Origin of the sequence: Pseudorhodoferax sp. Leaf274 (assembly GCF_001422445.1) — a bacterium.
GTDB lineage: Bacteria > Pseudomonadota > Gammaproteobacteria > Burkholderiales > Burkholderiaceae_C > Pseudorhodoferax.
Window position 1 is genome coordinate 145,401 of sequence record NZ_LMNA01000027.1, and the last position, 16,813, is coordinate 162,213.

Sequence of the window (16,813 nt, forward strand, 5' to 3'; positions counted from 1 at the left end):
ACCTTCAGGTGGAAAAGTCGGCCAACACTTGCAGCACTGTGGCGATCGTCCCGCCCGGCCCCGCCGGGTGCCGGTGGGCCACGGCCATGGGACGCATCAACGCTGGGCGCAGGTGGCGCACCTGGACTTCCGGCGTGTTGCACAGATCCTGCACTTCTTCGAGCGGCAGGATGGCCGCGCTCTGGCTTGCAGCCGCCAGGCTCTTCAAGGCGCCGGGGTAGCTCAACGTCAGGAACGGCCGCGGGTTCAGCCCGGCCTGGCCGAACCAAGCCGCGATGAGGCCGTGCATCTGCGTCGCCGGGGCGAACGAGGCCCACCGGCGGCTGGCCAGCCATTCGGGGGTCACCCACTCCGGCGCGTCCCAGCAAGCCGGCAGGAGCGCGACCATGTGGTCGTTGCGCCACGGCAGCAACCGGATCTGCGTCACGGCCGGCTGGGGGCTCGCCACGATGCCGATGTCGAGCGTGCCCGCCCTCAGCCGCTGCATCGAATCGGCCGAACCGACCGCTTCGAGCTTGATGTCGATGCCCGGGCTTCTCTCGCTCAACGCAGCGAGCACCAGCGGCAGCAGCCTGGTGCTGACCCCGGCCGACACCCCCATCCTGACGACACCTTCGCGCCCGGTGGCGCGGCGCCGCACGAGGTCGATGAGATCGTCGCTGGCGCACAGCAGCTTGCGGCCCTCCTGCACCAGCGCATCGCCAGCCGGGGTCAGCACGGCTTGCCTTCTGCCGCGCACGAGCAGGGCCGCCTCCATGCGCGATTCCAGCTCCTTGATGTGCAGGCTCACGGTGGGCGGCGCCAGATGCAGCGCCTGCGCGGCGGCGGCGAACGTGCCCAGGTCCGCAATGGCGATGAGCGTCTGCAGTTGGTCCAGGTTGAGGTTACGCATCAGGAAAGGTGAATCCAATCGTCATTCAATTCAACTTTACAGCTGTTGCCGGGCCGCTGAGGATCGCCGCCTCCATGCGCCAAACGATCCATACGCCGCCCCCCGATGAACGCCCCGCGGACAGACCGCAGCAACCGGACCTGACCGCGGCAAGCGATGCCACGCAACCCACGGTCAGGGGCAGGCTTCGGGACTGGATGGAAAGGGGCACGCGGGCGTTGGAACGCGCCGAGCGGCAGATCATGGAACGGTTCAAGGTGCCGCCCAACGGGGGGTGAGTGGCATGCCTGCGTGGGCAGGCGCTGCTGGAGCGCTGCGGCCGCGACGGCGGGGGGCTACGGTCGCGGCGGCAGCAGCAGCGGCAGCGGCAGTATTGCCGCAGCGGCCAAGCCATCGGCTGCTTTTTGCGCGAGGTCCGGACAAAGAAAAAGGCACTTGCAGTTTCCTGCAAGTGCCTGGTTCCATTTCTTAATTTTGGTGGGCCCTGAGTGGCTCGAACACTCGACCTACGGATTAAGAGTCCGCTGCTCTACCAACTGAGCTAAGAGCCCGATGTCCTGTGCTGCAGACCTGCCGTCTTGTTCAAACGACCGATCGCATTTGCAACCATCGCCGCGAAATTCAGAGAAATTCTTGTGTTCCGCGGAAGCCCTAGACTATAGCCTACATTTTGTGGATAGCGCAAGATTTTTCAAATTTTTTGGCAACGGGTCCATCTAAGATGGCGGCACAGCCAGCCACAAGAACAAGGACCACACCATGCGCGAACCCGGCCCGTGGACACTTTGCACGGTGGGCCATGCCGCACTGGACCACTGCTTTTCCATTGCGGACTTCCCACCCGCCCCGACCAAGACACCGGCACAGCACTACCAGGCGATCTCTGGCGGCATGGCTGCGAACGCGTCGATCGCGGCCGTGCGCCTGGGCGCGGCCGTGCGGCTACACGGCGCGATCGGCGATGACGATGCCGGCGACTTCCTGGTCCGCCGCCTGAGCGAATGCGGCGTGGACTGCAGGCAGCTGCAACGCGTGGCGGGTGCGGCCTCCTCGGTCTCGGCGGTGGTCATCGATGCCCGCGGCGAGCGCCAGATCTTCAACCACCGTGGCGACGCACTGGCGCGCGCCGCCGGGCTCGACACCGCGGTGCTGGCCGGCTGCGACGTGCTGATGGCCGACCCGCGATGGATGCCGGGCGCCGTGGCTGCCTTGCGCTGGGCGCGCCAAACCGGTGTTCCTTCGTTGCTGGACGGCGACCTCTCGCCCACGCAGGACCTGCAGGCGCTGGCGGCACTGGCCGATTGGGCCGTGTTCTCCGAGTCGGGCCTCGCCGCATTCGCGCCGCAGGCCACGCTGGCAGATGGCCTGGGCGCCGCGCTCGCCGCCGGCGCCCAATTGGCCGCGGTGACGCTGGGCGCGCACGGTGTGCGCTGGCAGCGCCCTGGCGGCCAGGTGCACAGCCTGCCGGCCTTCCGGGTGCAGGCCGTGGACACCAACGGCGCGGGCGATGTGTTCCATGCCGCGCTGGCCATGGCCATGGCGCGCACGCTGCCCGACGCCGACGCCATGCGCTTCGCCTGCGCGGCCGCGGCACTCAAGTGCCTGCGCCCGGGCGGCGTGGCCAACGGGCCGGATTGCGCGGAGGTCGAGCGCCTGCTCGCCGTGCACCCCCCTGCCCTCACATGAGCAGGTGCTCGCCGGCGTTGTCGCCGCCCAGGATCACGTAGTTCACCTTGCGGATGTCCATCAGCTTCTTGCCGCCGGCATAGCTGATGGAGCTCTGCACGTCCTGCTCCATCTCGACCAGCGTGTCCGAGAGCTTGCCCTTGATGGGCTCCAGGATGCGCTTGCCCTCGACGTGGCGGTACTCGCCCTTGTTGAAGTCGCTGGCCGAGCCGTAATACTCCTTGAAGAGCTTGCCGTCGACCTCCACGGTCTGGCCCGGCGATTCCTCATGCCCCGCGAACAGCGAACCGATCATGACCATCGAGGCGCCGAAGCGGATGCTCTTGGCGATGTCGCCGTGGTCGCGGATGCCGCCGTCGGCAATGATGGGCTTGGTCGCCACGCGCGCGCACCACTTGAGCGCCGACAGTTGCCAGCCGCCCGTGCCGAAGCCGGTCTTGAGCTTGGTGATGCAGACCTTGCCCGGGCCGATGCCGACCTTGGTCGCGTCCGCGCCCCAGTTCTCCAGGTCGATCACGGCCTCTGGCGTGCCCACGTTGCCAGCGATCACGAAGGATCCGGGCAGCTTGTCCTTGAGGTAGGCGATCATGTCTTTCACGCTGTCGGCATGGCCGTGCGCGATGTCGATGGTCACGTACTCGGGCGCCAGTCCTTGCTGGACCAGCGCGTCCACGGTGTCGTAGTCCGGCTTCTTCACGCCCAGCGAGATCGAGGCGAAGGTGCCCAGGTCCTTCATGCGGCGCACGAAGGCCACGTTGTCCAGGTCGAAGCGGTGCATCACGTAGAAGTAGCCGTGCTGGGCCAGCCACAGGCAGGTGGCCTCGTCGACCACGGTCTTCATGTTGGCCGGCACCACCGGCAGGCGGAAGCTGCGCGCGCCCAGCGTCACGCTGGCGTCGCACTCCGAGCGGCTCTCCACGCGGCACTTGCGCGGCAGCAGCAGGACGTTGTCGTAGTCGAAGATTTCCATGGCAATCCAGCTTCCATCAATGGTTGTGAAACGATTGAGCGCTTGGACTGGCCCGGCGGCTGCCGTGGAGCAGGCAACAAAAAACCGGGTGCCAATGACTTGGGCCCGGTGACTGATTCTAGTCACCGCGGCATCCCCTTGCCCGCCTCCCTAGAATCCCCGCCGATGGCCCGCCCCTTCAAGATCCCGCAGTCCGTCCTGGTCGTGATCCACACGCCCGCGCTCGAGGTGCTGCTGATCCGCCGGGCCGATGCGCTGGAGCATTGGCAGTCCGTCACCGGCAGCAAGGACACCGACGCCGAAGGCCTGCGCGACACCGCTCGGCGCGAGGTGTTCGAGGAGACGGGCATCGCGTGCGGCGACGCGCTCGTGGACTGGCAGCTGGAGAACATCTATGCGATCTGGCCGCAGTGGCTGCACCGCTACGCACCGGGCGTGCGGCACAACACCGAGCACCTGTTCAGCCTGGCCGTGCCGGCCGGCACGCCGGTGCGGTTGCATGCGCGCGAACACACGGCCTTCCATTGGCTGCCCTGGCATGCCGCGGCCGACGCCTGCTTCTCGCCGTCCAATGCCGAGGCCATCCTGATGCTGCCGCGCTTCGCGGCCCGCGCGTGACGCGTGCCGCCGACCGCCTGCACGGTGGCCACCAGCTCACGCTGCTGGAGGGCACGCGCGAGTTCTCCCCCGCGCTGATCGCGGCCCTGGACGCAGCGCGGACGCTGGTCCATTTCGAGACCTACATCTTCGACTTCACGGGCAGCGGCGCCGACCTGGCGGAGGCCCTGCTGCGCGCGGCCCGGCGCGGCGTGCGCACCTGCGTGGCCGTGGACGGGCTGGGCACGGGCGCGGCGCCGCGCGAATGGATGCAGCGCTTCGCAGACGCCGGCGTGCAATGGCGCGTGTACTCCCCTGTCAACGCGCTGGCGCTGCTGCTGCCCACGCGCTGGCGCCGCCTGCACCGCAAGCTTTGCGTGGTCGACGGCACGGTGGCCTTCTGCGGCGGCATCAACGTGCTGGACGACTTCCACGACCCGAGCTGGGGCCGGCTTGAGGCACCGCGGCTGGACTTCGCCGTGCGCGTGACGGGCCCGCTCGTGGCCGAGGCGCAGCAGACCGCCGCGCTGCTCTGGCGCCGGCTGCAGGCCGTGCACGACCTGCGGCGCCGCGAGCCGCTGCAGGCCGTGCAGGACCTCATGCAGGACGGCGGCGGCCATGGCGCGGCCGTGCCGCACGGCACGGCCGGTGCGCGCGCCGTGCTGCTGCTGCGCGACAACCTGCGCCACCGCAAGCGCATCGAGCGCGCCTACCTCAAGGCCATCGGCGAGGCACGGCACGAGGTCGTGATCGCCAACGCCTACTTCATCCCCGGCCGCAGGCTGCGCAACGCGCTGGTGCGCGCAGCGCGGCGCGGCGTGCAGGTGCAGTTGCTGCTGCAGGGCCGCTACGAGTACTTCATGCAGTACCACGCCTCGCGGCCGGTGTACGGCCTGCTCATGCAGGCGGGCGTCGAGATCCACGAGTACGCGCCCAGCTTCCTGCACGCCAAGGTGGCCGTGATCGACGGGCACTGGGCCACGGTGGGCTCGTCCAACCTCGACCCGCTGAGCCTGCTGCTCGCGCGCGAAGCCAATGTGGTCATCGAGGACAAGGCCTTCGCGCAGCAGTTGCGCGCTCGCCTGCTGCGCGCGATGCGCGAGGAGGGCAAGCGCATGGAGCCCACCCGCCACGGCCACCGGCCCTGGGTGCAGCGCTGCAAGGAACACCTGGCGATGCTGGTGATGCGCCTGGCCCTGCTGGTCACCGGCAAGCGCTATTGATAGCACCAACAGGTCCGCCGAGGGCACCAACCTCCAGCACCGCGGGCCGCCGGCCTACGCCAGCATTGCATCGGGGCCGTTCTCGACGGCGCACGGGCCGCCGCACAATCGTTGCATGAGTGAACTCGTGGTGCAGCGGCCCGAGGGCCTGTATTGCCCGCCCGGCGATTTCTACATCGATCCCTGGCGGCCCGTGCCCCGCGCCGTCATCACCCATGCCCATGCCGACCATGCCCGCATCGGCCACGGCCACTACTTGGCGGCCGCGCCCGGCGAAGGCGTGCTGCGCCAGCGGCTGGGCGAGATCACGCTGCAGACCCTGGCCTACGGCGAGCGCATCGTGCACGGTGGCGTGGAGGTCTCGCTGCACCCTGCAGGCCACGTGCTGGGCTCGGCACAGGTGCGGATGGCGAGCACGGGGCGAGGTGGCGGAGAGGTCTGGATCGCCAGCGGCGACTACAAGGTCGCGCCCGACCCGACCTGCGCGCCGTTCGAGCCGCAGCGTTGCGATGTGTTCATCACCGAATCGACTTTCGGACTGCCGATCTACCGTTGGCGCAGCGATGCCGAGCTGTTCGCCGAGATCGACGCATGGTGGCAGTCCAATGCCGAACTCGGCCGCGCCAGCGTGCTGGCCTGCTACAGCTTCGGCAAGGCCCAGCGCATCCTGGCCGGCGTCAACGCGGCGATCGGGCCCATCGTCGTGCATGGTGCCGTGGAGCCGCTGAACCAGGCCTACCGCGCGGCCGGCGTGGCCTTGCCGGCCACGCAACTGGCCACCGAGGTGACGGACCGTGCCGTGTTCAAGCGCGCACTCGTGCTGTGCCCACCCAGCGCGGCCGCCAGCACCTGGGCGCGCCGCTTCGGCGAGTTCGGCACGGCCTTCGCGAGCGGGTGGATGCAGCTGCGCGGCGCGCGCCGGCGTGGCGGCTACGACCGCGGCTTCGTGCTCAGCGACCATGCGGACTGGCCCGGCCTGCACGCGGCCATCGGCGCAACCGGTGCGCAGCGCGTGATCGTGACCCACGGCAGCATTCCCGTGATGGTGCGCTACCTGGCCGAGCAAGGCCTGGAGGCCGGCGCGTTCCAGACCGAGTATGGCGACGAGGCGCTGGAGACCGAGGCGGCATGAAGCTCTTCGCGCGCCTGTTCACCGAGCTGGACGCCACCACCTCCACCAGCGCCAAGGTGCAGGCCATGCAGCGCTACTTCGCGCAGGCGCAGCCGGCCGACGCCGCCTGGGCCGTGTACTTCCTGGCCGGTGGCAAGCCGCGCCAGGTGGTGCGCACGGCCAGCCTGCGCACCATCGCGTGCGAGATGGCCGGCATCCCCGACTGGCTGTTCGAGGAGAGCTACCAGGCCGTGGGCGACCTGGCCGAGACCATCGCCTACATCCTGCCGCTGCAGGGCGGCGGCAGCACCTTGGGCCTGGCGGCCTGGATCGAGGAACGCCTGCTGCCCCTGCGTGGCCTGCCGGAGCCCGAGGTGGCCACGCGCGTGCGCGGCTATTGGCAGGAACTCGATCCGCAAGGCCGCTTCCTGCTCATCAAGCTCGTGAGCGGCGGCTTTCGCGTGGGCGTGAGCAAGCTGCTCGTGCAGCGGGCGCTGGCCGCGCACGCGGGCGTGGACGCCAAGCGCGTGGCCCAGCGCATGATGGGCTACACCGACACGCGCAGCATGCCCACGCCCGAGCGTTTCGCAGCGCTCACGCACGCGGCGCAGGAGGGAGACGGCCCCCATGCGCCGGCCGACCCGGGCCAGCCCTACCCCTTCTTTCTCGCGCACCAGCTCGACACCCCGCTCGACGAGCTGCCCGCACGGCTGGGGCCCGTGGACGACTGGCAGGTGGAATGGAAATACGACGGCATCCGCGGCCAGGTGGTCAAGCGCGCGGGCCAGGTCTGGCTCTGGTCGCGCGGCGAAGAGCTCGTGACCGATCGCTTTCCCGAGATCGTGGCCGCCTCCGCCGCCCTGCCCGACGGCACGGTGCTGGACGGCGAGATCCTGGTCTGGCCGGCGCAGGCCGAACAGCCCGCGCCCTTCGCACTGCTGCAGCAGCGCATCGCGCGCAAGACGCTGCCGCGCAAGCTGCTGGCCGATGCCCCGGTGGCCTTCGTGGCCTACGACCTCCTCGAATGGGAGGGCCGGGACCTGCGCGCCCAGCCGCAAGGCACGCGCCGTGCGGAGCTGGAGCGGCTGCTGGCCGGCCATCCCGTGCTGCGGTTGTCGCCGCTGGTCGTGGGGGCCGACTGGCCTGCACTTGCGGCGGCCCGCGCGCAATCGCGCGAGCGCAGCGTCGAAGGCCTCATGCTCAAGCGCCGCGATGCCGCCTACGGCACCGGCCGCACCAAGCTCGACGGGCTGTGGTGGAAGTGGAAGATCGACCCGATGACCGTCGACGCCGTGCTGGTCTACGCCCAGGCCGGCCATGGCCGCCGCGCTTCCGTCTACACCGACTACACCTTCGCGGTATGGAACCGCACGCCCGCGGACGCTGCGGAGGCCCAGGGCGTGCTCGACGCCATCGCGCGCCGGGAGCCGGCCGTGCCGGGCGCGCTGCAGCTGGTCGCCTTCGCCAAGGCCTACTCGGGCCTGACCGACGTCGAATTCCGCCGCGTGGACGCGGTGATCCGGCGCAACACGCTGGAGAAGTTCGGGCCCGTGCGCAGCGTCGTGCCCTCGCTGGTGTTCGAGCTCGGTTTCGAGGGCATCGCGCGCAGCCCGCGGCACAAGAGCGGCATCGCGGTGCGCTTTCCGCGCATGCTGCGCATCCGCGACGACAAGCCCATCCACGAGGCCGGCACGCTGGCCGAACTCGAGGACCTGCTGCACGCCAGCGCGGCCAGCGGCGAGCCCGTTCCCGAAAAAGGCCTGGGTTAATATCCCGCGATGCTCATGCACCCGCCAGGCGCAGCAGCGCTGACCTCTACCGCAACCGAAGACGAAGGCACGCCTGTCTCGGTGAAGATCCGCGAGCGCCTGAACGCCGCCAAGAAGCGCTTCAACGCCAACGACAACATCGCCGAGTTCATCGAACCCGGCGAGCTCGAGCAGTTGCTCGACGAGGTGACGAAGAAGATGGAGGGCGTGCTCTCCAGCATGGTGATCGACACCGAGCGCGACCACAACACCGACAACACCGCGCGCCGCGTGGCCAAGATGTATGTCAACGAGGTGTTCCGCGGCCGCTACGTGAAGCCGCCCAGCATCACCGAGTTCCCGAACGCCGAGCACCTGAACGAGCTCATGATCGTCGGCCCGATCACGGTGCGCAGCGCCTGCTCGCACCACTTCTGTCCGGTGATCGGCCGCATCTGGATCGGCGTGATGCCCAACGAACACACCAACGTGATCGGGCTGTCCAAGTACGCGCGGCTGGCCGAGTGGATCATGGGCCGCCCGCAGATCCAGGAAGAGGCCGTGGTGCAACTGGCCGACCTGATCATGGACAAGACGCAGCCCGATGGCCTGGCCATCGTGATGGAGGCCAGCCACTACTGCATGGCCTGGCGCGGCGTGAAGGACATGGACAGCAAGATGATCAACTCGGTCATGCGCGGCGTGTTCCTCAAGGACCCGAACCTGCGCCGCGAATTCCTCGCGCTGATCCCCAACCGGAAGTAAACATGCTCGTCCGCCTGCTCTATGCCAGCCGCGCCGTGGACACCAGCCCGGGGGCCATCGAGGCGATCCTGACCCAGGCCCGCGAACACAACCCGAGCTGCGGCATCACCGGCATCCTCTGCTATGGCGGCGGCATCTTCCTGCAGGCCATCGAAGGCGGGCGCATGGCCGTGAGCGAGCTGTTCGGCCACATCCAGAAAGACCCGCGCCACCAGGACGTCGCGCTGCTGCACTTCGAGGAGATCAGCGAGCGGCGCTTCGGTGGCTGGACGATGGGACAGGTGAACCTGAACCGGCTCAACCACTCCATCTTGCTCAAGTACTCGGAGAGGGCCGAACTCGATCCCTACGCGGTCTCGGGCAAGGTCTCGCTGGCGCTGCTCGAAGAGCTGATGGCGACAGCCTCCATCATCGGGCGTGTGTGATGGACCCGGGTGTATACCCGGAACACAAACGCGCCATGTGTAGGCAACCTCCTACGCCTTGCCCCATGCTGCGCTGGCACAATCCTGCGAGCGCGGATGCACCTTGCTCCCGCGGCCAGAACCCGAACCACCGTGGCGCTCAGAACATACATCGTCGAAGACAACCCCACCATCCGCGAGAACCTCATCGCGACCCTGGAGGAACTGGCGAACATTCTGGCGGTCGGCAGTGCCGAGACCGAAAACGAGGGCAAAGCCTGGCTTACCGAAAATGGTCCGCAATGGGACCTCGCCATCGTCGACCTGTTCCTCAAGCAGGGCAGCGGCCTGGGCATCCTGCATGCATGCAAGGACCGCACGCCGAGCCAGAAGCTCGTGGTGCTGTCCAACTACGCCACCCCCGACATCCGCAAGCGCTGCGCGCAGCTGGGCGTGGACGCGGTGTTCGACAAATCCAACGAGATCGATGCGCTGATCGATTTTTGCGTCGAGCAGTCGTCTCGCGCGTGAGCGCGGGGGGCTGACGCGTGCTGCGCTTCGCACGTCCGCGCTGGCTTTCCATCCCGACGATGGCTGTCAGCCTGCCGCTGGCGATCCTGGCCGCTGCCGTGCTCATCGCGATCAACGAGACCGGCCACAGCCGGTCGATGGCCGCGCTGTCCAGCATGACCCAGGTGCAGCAGACACGCAGCGGTGTCACCCAGTTGCTGCAGCACATGCTGGATGCCGAGACCGGCCAGCGCGGCTATCTGCTGACGGGCGATGTGCGTTACCTCGAACCCTACGAGAGTGCCACCTCGGTCATCGCGCAGAACCTGGACGAACTGCGGAGCCTGTACCTGCAGCACCCCCGCGAGCTGGACCTGTTCGCCGAACTCTCGCGCAACGTGCAGCGCAAGCTGGCCGAGATGGACGTCAGCGTGCGGCTGCGCAAGCAGGGGCACGAGGACGCCTGGAAGTTCGTGCTCAGCACCGACGTCGGCCAGGAGCACATGAACGCCATCCGCGAGCAGTCGGCGCAGTTGCTGCAGGCCGCGATGCTGCGCCAGGCGGCGGGCGAGGCGCAGATCACGCAGGCGCTGCAGCTGTCGCGCATCGGCATCGCGCTCGTGGCCATGGTCGGGCTGCTGGCCTTCTACATGTACCTGCGCCAGACGCGCCGGCTGCAGGCGGTCGACCAGCGCGTGCAGGAAGACCTGCAGCGCGAGCGCGACCTGCTGGGCCAGCAGGTCAAGGAACGCACGGCCACCCTGGCCGAGCTGGCCACCCACCTGCAGGAGGTGCGCGAGCGCGAGCGCGGACACCTTGCGCGCGAACTGCACGACGAACTCGGCGCGCTGCTGACGGCCGCCAAGCTCGATGTGGCGCGCCTCAAGTCGCGGCTGGGCGCGGACTCGCCCGACGCGCTGCAACGCATCCAGCACCTGACCGACACGCTCAACAGCGGCATTGCGCTCAAGCGCCGCATCATCGAAGACCTGCGCCCTTCCTCGCTGACCAACCTGGGCCTGGTCACCTCGCTGGAGATCCTCGCGCGCGAGTTCGGAGAGCGCTCGGTGCTGCCCGTCACCACCAACCTCGAGCATGTCGAGCTCGACGAGGCCGCGCAGCTGACGGTGTACCGGCTGGTGCAGGAGTCGCTGACCAACATCGGCAAGTACGCGCGCGCCAAGCAGGTGCACGTGAGCGTGCAGAACTACGGCAGCCACGTGACGGTGGAGGTGCAGGACGACGGTGAAGGTTTCGACACCAGCCGCACGGCACCGGCTGCCAGCCACGGCCTGGCCGGCATGCGGCACCGCGTGGAAGCAGCCGGCGGACGCCTGGCCATCAGCTCCACCCTGGGCCAGGGCACGCGCGTGTCGGCAACGCTGCCGGTGGGCGCACGCCCACCCCGCGCCGGGGCCTGAGCGCCTTGCGGCAGCCCCGGTCGGCTGCCTCCTACACAGCGAGCGCACTGCAACCGACGGTGCGAGCCGCCGGCCGCTGATCGGTCTGCGCAACCGCTCTCCTTAAGCTCGTGACCAGGCCACAACGATGGCCCTTCCCAACAGCCACAAGGAGTCTGACATGCTGCACTACTCGGTCGTTTTCCTGGTGATCGCACTGATTGCCGCTGTCTTCGGCTTTGGCGGCATCGCTGCCGGCGCGGTCGAGATTGCCAAGATCCTGTTCTTCATCTTCGCCGTGATGGCCATCGTCGGCTTCGTCGTCAGCATGGTGCGTCGCAACTAGCAGCCAGGCCGGCCGGCGCCGCCGTCTTCCCGAGCACCCCGGCCCGCCGGCCGCCCAACGCCGCATCCGCCTCTTCCCTCGAACACAAGGAAATTCCATGAACATCCGCACGCACAACGGCCTGTCCCGCGAAGCCGACCAACTGACCCGCCAACTGTCCGACAAGGTCATGCAGTCGGCCCATGACGCGGTGGAGTCGACCCGCGACCTGGCACACCACGCACTGGAAGGCGCCGACAGCGCAGTGCGCCGCGCCCGCAGCCGCATCGACCCGGCCATCGAGGATATTGCGCACGGCGCGCAGAAGCTGGCACACCGCGGCATCGACCTGGCCTCGCACACCGGTGCGCGCGCCCAGCAGTCGCTGCGCCAGTGCGCGGCCGTGACCGAGCGCTATGTGGCCGACCAGCCGGTGCGCGCGATCCTGATCGCTGCCGCAGCGGGCGCGATCATTGCCGCGCTGGCCCTGGCGACGACGCGCAAGCGCCGCGACGACACCAAGCACCGCCAGTACTGAGCCGACGGCACACGCCCTAGCGCCCTGCACGACGATGCTGCACCCCATCTTTTCCACCGTGGTGTCACGGCCCGACCTCGTGGTCGATCACCTGTCCGCATATGTAGCCCTGGCCAGCGAAGAGGTGTCCGCCACCGGGCGCGACCTCAAGGTGCGCCTGCTGTCCCTGGCCGTGGCCGGTGTGTTCGGACTGATGTTCGTGCTGCTGGCCGGCGTGGCCGCCATGCTGGGCCTGTTGCACGGGCAGTTCCACTGGGGCCTGGCCGCTGTGCCCGGAGCCGCATTGCTCATCACGCTGCTGGCCTTGCTGGCCAGCCGGCGCCCCTCGCCCGGCGAACGCTTTGCCGAGCTGCGCCGGCAGATGGCCGCCGACATCGGCCTGTTGCGCACTGCAGGAGAAGGCAGCCATGGACACCATTGAACTGGCGACCCAGCCCACGCCACGCGAGCGGCTGGAGCTGACACGCAACGCGCTGGCGCGCCAACTGGCGCGCCGCCGCCGCCCCGGACTTCCTGCCGAAGACCCGGAACTGGCGCAGCAGCAGGGCATGGTGCCCCGCATGCGCCGCGCGGCACGCGTCTGGTGGCATTCGCACCCGATCCACAACGCGGTCGACTTCGCGCGGCCCGCCTTGCAGGACTATGCCGATGACAAGCCCTACCGGCTCGTCGGCATGGCGGCGGGCGCAGGTGCTGCGCTGGCCCTGTTGCGCGTTTGGCATCTGCTGCCGCTGACCGGCGTCGCATTTGCGCTCATGAAATCGTCCGACCTGAAGGCCACGGCACGCTCATTCGTCGCCACGCCGCTCAGTGGAGACAACGATCCTCGCGAGGGGGAAATCCCACGCACGGCTGCAGCGGTGGCATCGGGCCCCCGCGCAGACGCCGCGTGAACCGTGCGACAAGCCTCGTGCAGCTTGCCGACGTCATGTTCCAGCACCACAACAAACCACCACAGGAGCTTTCCATGCGCACACCTACCACCCTGCGTCCCGTCGCACTCGTCCTCGCCGCCGCGCTGAGCGTGGCCACCATCACCGGTTGCGCCGTGGCGCGCGACCAGCAGTCCGTGGGGGCCTATGTCGACGACGCTGCCATCACGACCGCGGTGAAGGCCAAGTTCGTCGAGGACAAGACCGTCGACGCCGGCGCCATCAACGTCCAGACCTTGAACGGCACCGTCGCGCTGTCGGGCTTCGCCAAGTCCACGACCGAGCGCATGCAGGCCGAACGCCTGGCACGGGACGTGAAGGGCGTGCGCGACGTGCGCAACACGCTGACCGTGCGGCCCTGAGCACCCGCGTCAGCACGCACTCAGCCATGACGGGCGCGCACCACGGTGTGCGCCCGTTTTTCGTGTGACGTCCATTCAGGGCACTCCATGCAGATCTTCAGTTGCGACCAATGCGGTCACCCGGTGTTTTTCGAGAACGTGCAATGCCTGCAATGCGGCAGTGCCCTCGCCTTCGTGCCCGAGCGCATGGCCGTCACGGCCATCGAGCCGGCACCCGCTCCGCCCCTGGACGCGCAGCCCGACCCGCAGGCGCCGCTCCCTACCCCTTTGTGGCAGGTGCGCAGCGCCAGCGACGGCGGGTCCCCGCTGCAGTACCGCTTGTGCCAGAACCAGACGCAGTGGCAGGCCTGCAACTTCACCGTGGCCGCCGACGACCCCAATCCGCTGTGCATGTCGTGCCGCCAGACGCGCATCCTGCCCGACCTGTCGGTGCCGGAGAACGTGCCGCGCTGGGTCCGCATCGAGACGGCCAAGCGGCGCCTGCTCTACACGCTGCTGCGCCTGAAGTTGGCCGACCCGCGCGCGAGCGAAGGCCCTGTCTACCAGTTCATGGCCGATCTGCCCGGGCAGGCACCGGTCATGACCGGCCATGCGGCCGGCGTGATCACGCTGAACGTGGCAGAAGCCGACGACGACGAGCGCGCGCGCCGCCGCGTGCAGCTGTTCGAACCCTACCGCACGCTGCTGGGCCACCTGCGGCACGAGTCCGGCCACTACTACTGGGACCAGTTGGTGCGCGACCATCCGGACCGGCTGGCCGATTTCCGTGCGCTGTTCGGCGACGAAAGCCAGGACTACATGCAGGCGCTGCAGTCGCACTACGCGGCCGGCGACAACAAGCCCGACTGGCGCCCGAACTTCGTGAGCGCCTATGCGGCGGCGCATCCGTGGGAAGACTGGGCCGAGACCTGGGCCCATTACCTGCACATGGTCGACCTGCTGGAAACCGCGGCCTCCTACCGCACGCGCATCGTGCTGCCCAGCGCCGATGGCGCGCGCCCGAGCCGCCCGGCCGATCCGTTCGAGGAGAGCGGGACCAGCTTCGACACATGGATTGCGCAGTGGGTGCCTGTCACCCTGCTGCTCAACAGCCTGAACCGCAGCCTGGGCCAGGACGATGCCTACCCGTTCGCGCTCAGCGAGCAGGCGCTGCGCAAGCTGCGCTTCGTGCACGATGTGATCGCGCAGATGGGCGCACAGGCGGGGGCGCAGCCTGCACCGCCGGCCATGGAAGCAGCGGTCGCGTAGACCCGATGGCGCGTGGGCCTCAGAATCGAGGCCATGCTCCATCCCTCTTCCGACGCTTCTTCCTGGCCCGAACGGCAGGTTCCCGCCGGGACCGTGCTGATCCAGGAAGCCGAGCGCAGCGACCACCTGTACGTGCTGCGCCAGGGCGCGTTCGACATCGTGCGCGCCGGTGTGCGCATCGTGCAGGTGCGTGAGCCCGGCGCCTTCCTGGGCGAGATCGCGCCGCTGCTGGACACGCCGGCCACGGCCAGCGTGATCGCCGCCTGCGACAGCGTGGTGCAGGTCATCCACCCGGCCGGCGCAGCGGTGCGCAGCGACCCGGCCCTCACGCTGGCCATCGCCCAGCTGCTGGCGCGCCGGCTGCAGACCGTCACGGCCTACCTTGTCGACCTGCAGCAGCAGTACGCCGGTACCGGCACCCACCTGGCGCTGATGGACCAGGTGCTGGCGCGGCTCATGGAGCTGCAGCCGGCACCGCGCCAGGAGACAGGGTCCGAACGCCCCGACGTCCCCGACTACTGAAGGTCCTCCAGCACCAGCGTCTCGACGCCCGCCAGCGAGACCCAGGTCGCCGTGCCGGCGGCCAAGTCGATCTCGATGCGGGCCGGCACGTCGCCGATCTGCCGGCCGGCGTTGAACAGCCAGGTGGCGCCGATGCGTTCTGCCCAGGCACCGCCGGCCTTGAACGGGGCCTCGTGGATATGGCCGCACAGCACGGCGCTGGGGCGGTGGCGCGCGATGAGCGCGGGCAGCAAGGGATCGCCGTAATGCCGCCGGCCGGTCCAGCTAAGGCCGCCTTCGGGCGGTGCGTGGTAGACCCAGACCCAGCGCCCCGCCTCGGCTTTGCCGCGGCGCAAGGCGGCGGCCTCGATCTGCCGCTGGACCTCGGCCTGGGCATGCGGCCCGTCCCACCACGGGCAGACCGTGAACAGCGTGCCTGCGATGCAGACGCTGTCGCCATCCACCGCCAGGCGCGGCCCGCGCAGGGCGTCGAGCCAGTCGGCCGTCTTCTCGCCGGCGGCGTTGCGGGCATTGAGGTCGTGGTTGCCCGAGCAGGCCAGCACCGGCACCAGCGTGGAAAGGCGCACCAGCGTGGTCGACAGCGCGGCCACCTGCACCTCGCCGGGCACGGCGGACACCACGTCGATGTGGTCGCCAGCCACCACCACTGCATCGAACTGCGCCGCGCTCTGGAAGAGCCAGTCGTACTGGCGCAGCTTGTAGTGCAGGTCGGAGGTCAGCAGGATGCGCATTGCGCCCGACTCTACGCGCGTACGCGGCGCGGCCCATGAAAAAAGCCGCTCGAAAGCGGCTTGGTGGAGGAGAAGGTGGCGTTGACGGCGGTCAGCCCGCCCGCACTTCCAGGTTGTTGTTGACACCGGCCACGCCCTGCACGGCCTGCGCCAGGCTGGTTGCACGGTCCTTGGCGGCCGGCGTGGGTGCCGGGCCGTTCAGTGTGACGACGCCGGACTTGGTGTCCACGTTGATCTTCATAGCCGACAGATCGGGGTCCTTGGCCAGGCTGGCGTTCACCGAGGCGGTGATGGTGGCATCGTCGATCTTGCGTTCGACGTTCTGCGCCATGTTGCCGGCGGCGTTCTCGGTGCGCTCCACCGCGGAGTCGACGCGCTGGCCCACGGTGGGCTCGGCCGGCTTCATACCGGCCGTGTCGACGCGTTCGCCACAGGCCACGAGGCCCAGCGCCAGGGCGCTGGCGGCGAGCAGGCCGGCTGCGCGCGAGGTGATGTGCTTGGTGCTGTTCATGCTGTGCTCCTCAAAGCTTGTCGATGGCGTCCTTGGCCTTGTCCTTGGCACCTTCGCGGGCGTCGCCCAGGTGCTTCTCGGCCTTGCCCATGTTCTTCTGCACGTTGCCTTCGGCCTCCAGGCTGGCATTGCCCGTGACCTTGCCAGCCACTTCCTTCACGGCGCCCTTGGCTTGTTCGACGCGGCCGGAAACTTGGTTCTTGTTCATGGTGAATGTCCTTTCCTGACAGATTGGTGGAAGGCCTGCGGCACTGCCGCTGCGGCCTGGACGAATGATGGGCGCCCTGCAGGGCCGGCACTGTCGGCATCAGCCGATGCGCGCGTAGGACGGCTGCGCC

The 16,813-nt window shown here is 68.9% G+C and carries 21 protein-coding genes and 1 tRNA gene; 16 read left to right on the plus strand and 6 right to left on the minus strand.

The window, feature by feature from the left end:
* Positions 1-4 precede the first annotated feature (4 nt).
* Both ASF44_RS22955 and ASF44_RS22960 read right to left on the minus strand, forming a co-directional pair.
* Positions 5-892 (minus strand): LysR family transcriptional regulator, encoded by an 888-nt coding sequence (locus ASF44_RS22955; RefSeq protein ID WP_056901577.1) that lies wholly within the window; start codon positions 890-892, stop codon positions 5-7.
* 475 nt (positions 893-1,367) lie between these two features.
* Positions 1,368-1,443, minus strand: a tRNA-Lys gene (locus tag ASF44_RS22960).
* Positions 1,444-1,651: 208 nt separating this feature from the next.
* Here ASF44_RS22960 and ASF44_RS22965 point away from each other — a divergent pair.
* A complete protein-coding gene (locus ASF44_RS22965; RefSeq protein WP_082524984.1) occupies positions 1,652-2,578 on the plus strand; it encodes a PfkB family carbohydrate kinase in 927 nt (308 codons plus the stop codon).
* Here the strand turns inward: ASF44_RS22965 and ASF44_RS22970 are convergent.
* Positions 2,571-3,548, minus strand: coding sequence for a GMP reductase (locus ASF44_RS22970; protein WP_056901579.1), 978 nt, complete (start codon positions 3,546-3,548; stop codon positions 2,571-2,573). The genes ASF44_RS22965 and ASF44_RS22970 overlap by 8 nt on opposite strands.
* A gap of 165 nt (positions 3,549-3,713) precedes the next feature.
* On the opposite strand from ASF44_RS22970, the gene nudB reads away from it, so the two are divergent.
* The 15 genes from nudB (at position 3,714) to ASF44_RS23040 (ending at position 15,233) form a co-directional block, all read left to right on the plus strand.
* Positions 3,714-4,166, plus strand: coding sequence for a dihydroneopterin triphosphate diphosphatase (nudB, locus tag ASF44_RS22975; protein WP_056901580.1), 453 nt, complete (start codon positions 3,714-3,716; stop codon positions 4,164-4,166).
* Positions 4,163-5,368 (plus strand): cardiolipin synthase ClsB, encoded by a 1,206-nt coding sequence (gene clsB / locus ASF44_RS22980; RefSeq protein WP_056901581.1) that lies wholly within the window; start codon positions 4,163-4,165, stop codon positions 5,366-5,368. Before nudB ends, clsB begins: the two co-directional genes overlap by 4 nt.
* A 115-nt stretch (positions 5,369-5,483) precedes the next feature.
* Positions 5,484-6,500 (plus strand): ligase-associated DNA damage response exonuclease, encoded by a 1,017-nt coding sequence (locus ASF44_RS22985; protein ID WP_056901582.1) that lies wholly within the window; start codon positions 5,484-5,486, stop codon positions 6,498-6,500.
* Complete coding sequence (locus ASF44_RS22990; RefSeq protein WP_056901583.1) at positions 6,497-8,248, plus strand: ATP-dependent DNA ligase; 1,752 nt, start codon at positions 6,497-6,499, stop codon at positions 8,246-8,248. Before ASF44_RS22985 ends, ASF44_RS22990 begins: the two co-directional genes overlap by 4 nt.
* A 15-nt stretch (positions 8,249-8,263) precedes the next feature.
* Positions 8,264-8,992: a GTP cyclohydrolase I gene (folE, locus tag ASF44_RS22995; RefSeq protein WP_056901763.1), complete on the plus strand. Its 729-nt coding sequence runs from the start codon at positions 8,264-8,266 to the stop codon at positions 8,990-8,992.
* A gap of 2 nt (positions 8,993-8,994) precedes the next feature.
* A complete protein-coding gene (locus ASF44_RS23000) occupies positions 8,995-9,417 on the plus strand; it encodes a BLUF domain-containing protein (protein ID WP_056901584.1) in 423 nt (140 codons plus the stop codon).
* 132 nt (positions 9,418-9,549) lie between these two features.
* Complete coding sequence (locus ASF44_RS23005) at positions 9,550-9,927, plus strand: response regulator (RefSeq protein ID WP_056901585.1); 378 nt, start codon at positions 9,550-9,552, stop codon at positions 9,925-9,927.
* 59 nt (positions 9,928-9,986) lie between these two features.
* The gene (locus ASF44_RS23010) at positions 9,987-11,327 is read left to right on the plus strand and encodes a CHASE3 domain-containing protein (protein ID WP_056901764.1); all 1,341 of its coding nucleotides are present in this window, start codon (positions 9,987-9,989) and stop codon (positions 11,325-11,327) included.
* A gap of 160 nt (positions 11,328-11,487) precedes the next feature.
* Positions 11,488-11,652, plus strand: a complete 165-nt coding sequence (locus ASF44_RS31265) for a DUF1328 domain-containing protein (protein WP_082524985.1) — start codon at positions 11,488-11,490, stop codon at positions 11,650-11,652.
* A 97-nt stretch (positions 11,653-11,749) separates the two neighbouring features.
* Positions 11,750-12,169, plus strand: a complete 420-nt coding sequence (locus ASF44_RS23015; RefSeq protein ID WP_056901586.1) for a hypothetical protein — start codon at positions 11,750-11,752, stop codon at positions 12,167-12,169.
* A gap of 34 nt (positions 12,170-12,203) precedes the next feature.
* Positions 12,204-12,590: a phage holin family protein gene (locus ASF44_RS23020; protein ID WP_056901587.1), complete on the plus strand. Its 387-nt coding sequence runs from the start codon at positions 12,204-12,206 to the stop codon at positions 12,588-12,590.
* The gene (locus ASF44_RS23025; RefSeq protein WP_056901588.1) at positions 12,577-13,062 is read left to right on the plus strand and encodes a hypothetical protein; all 486 of its coding nucleotides are present in this window, start codon (positions 12,577-12,579) and stop codon (positions 13,060-13,062) included. The genes ASF44_RS23020 and ASF44_RS23025 overlap by 14 nt, the downstream gene beginning before the upstream one ends.
* Before the next feature lie 74 nt (positions 13,063-13,136).
* Positions 13,137-13,463, plus strand: coding sequence for a BON domain-containing protein (locus ASF44_RS23030; RefSeq protein WP_056901589.1), 327 nt, complete (start codon positions 13,137-13,139; stop codon positions 13,461-13,463).
* 87 nt (positions 13,464-13,550) lie between these two features.
* Positions 13,551-14,711, plus strand: a complete 1,161-nt coding sequence (locus ASF44_RS23035; RefSeq protein ID WP_056901590.1) for a putative zinc-binding metallopeptidase — start codon at positions 13,551-13,553, stop codon at positions 14,709-14,711.
* Between the two features lie 33 nt (positions 14,712-14,744).
* The gene (locus ASF44_RS23040; RefSeq protein WP_156374639.1) at positions 14,745-15,233 is read left to right on the plus strand and encodes a Crp/Fnr family transcriptional regulator; all 489 of its coding nucleotides are present in this window, start codon (positions 14,745-14,747) and stop codon (positions 15,231-15,233) included.
* On the opposite strand, the gene ASF44_RS23045 is transcribed toward ASF44_RS23040, so the two are convergent.
* From ASF44_RS23045 to ASF44_RS23055, 3 genes are all read right to left on the minus strand, one after another.
* Entirely contained in the window at positions 15,227-15,964 is a 738-nt protein-coding gene (locus ASF44_RS23045) for a metallophosphoesterase (RefSeq protein ID WP_056901592.1), read from the minus strand. The genes ASF44_RS23040 and ASF44_RS23045 overlap by 7 nt on opposite strands.
* A gap of 91 nt (positions 15,965-16,055) precedes the next feature.
* Positions 16,056-16,475, minus strand: coding sequence for a BON domain-containing protein (locus ASF44_RS23050; RefSeq protein ID WP_056901593.1), 420 nt, complete (start codon positions 16,473-16,475; stop codon positions 16,056-16,058).
* Between the two features lie 10 nt (positions 16,476-16,485).
* Positions 16,486-16,683: a CsbD family protein gene (locus ASF44_RS23055; protein ID WP_056901594.1), complete on the minus strand. Its 198-nt coding sequence runs from the start codon at positions 16,681-16,683 to the stop codon at positions 16,486-16,488.
* Positions 16,684-16,813: the final 130 nt, after the last annotated feature.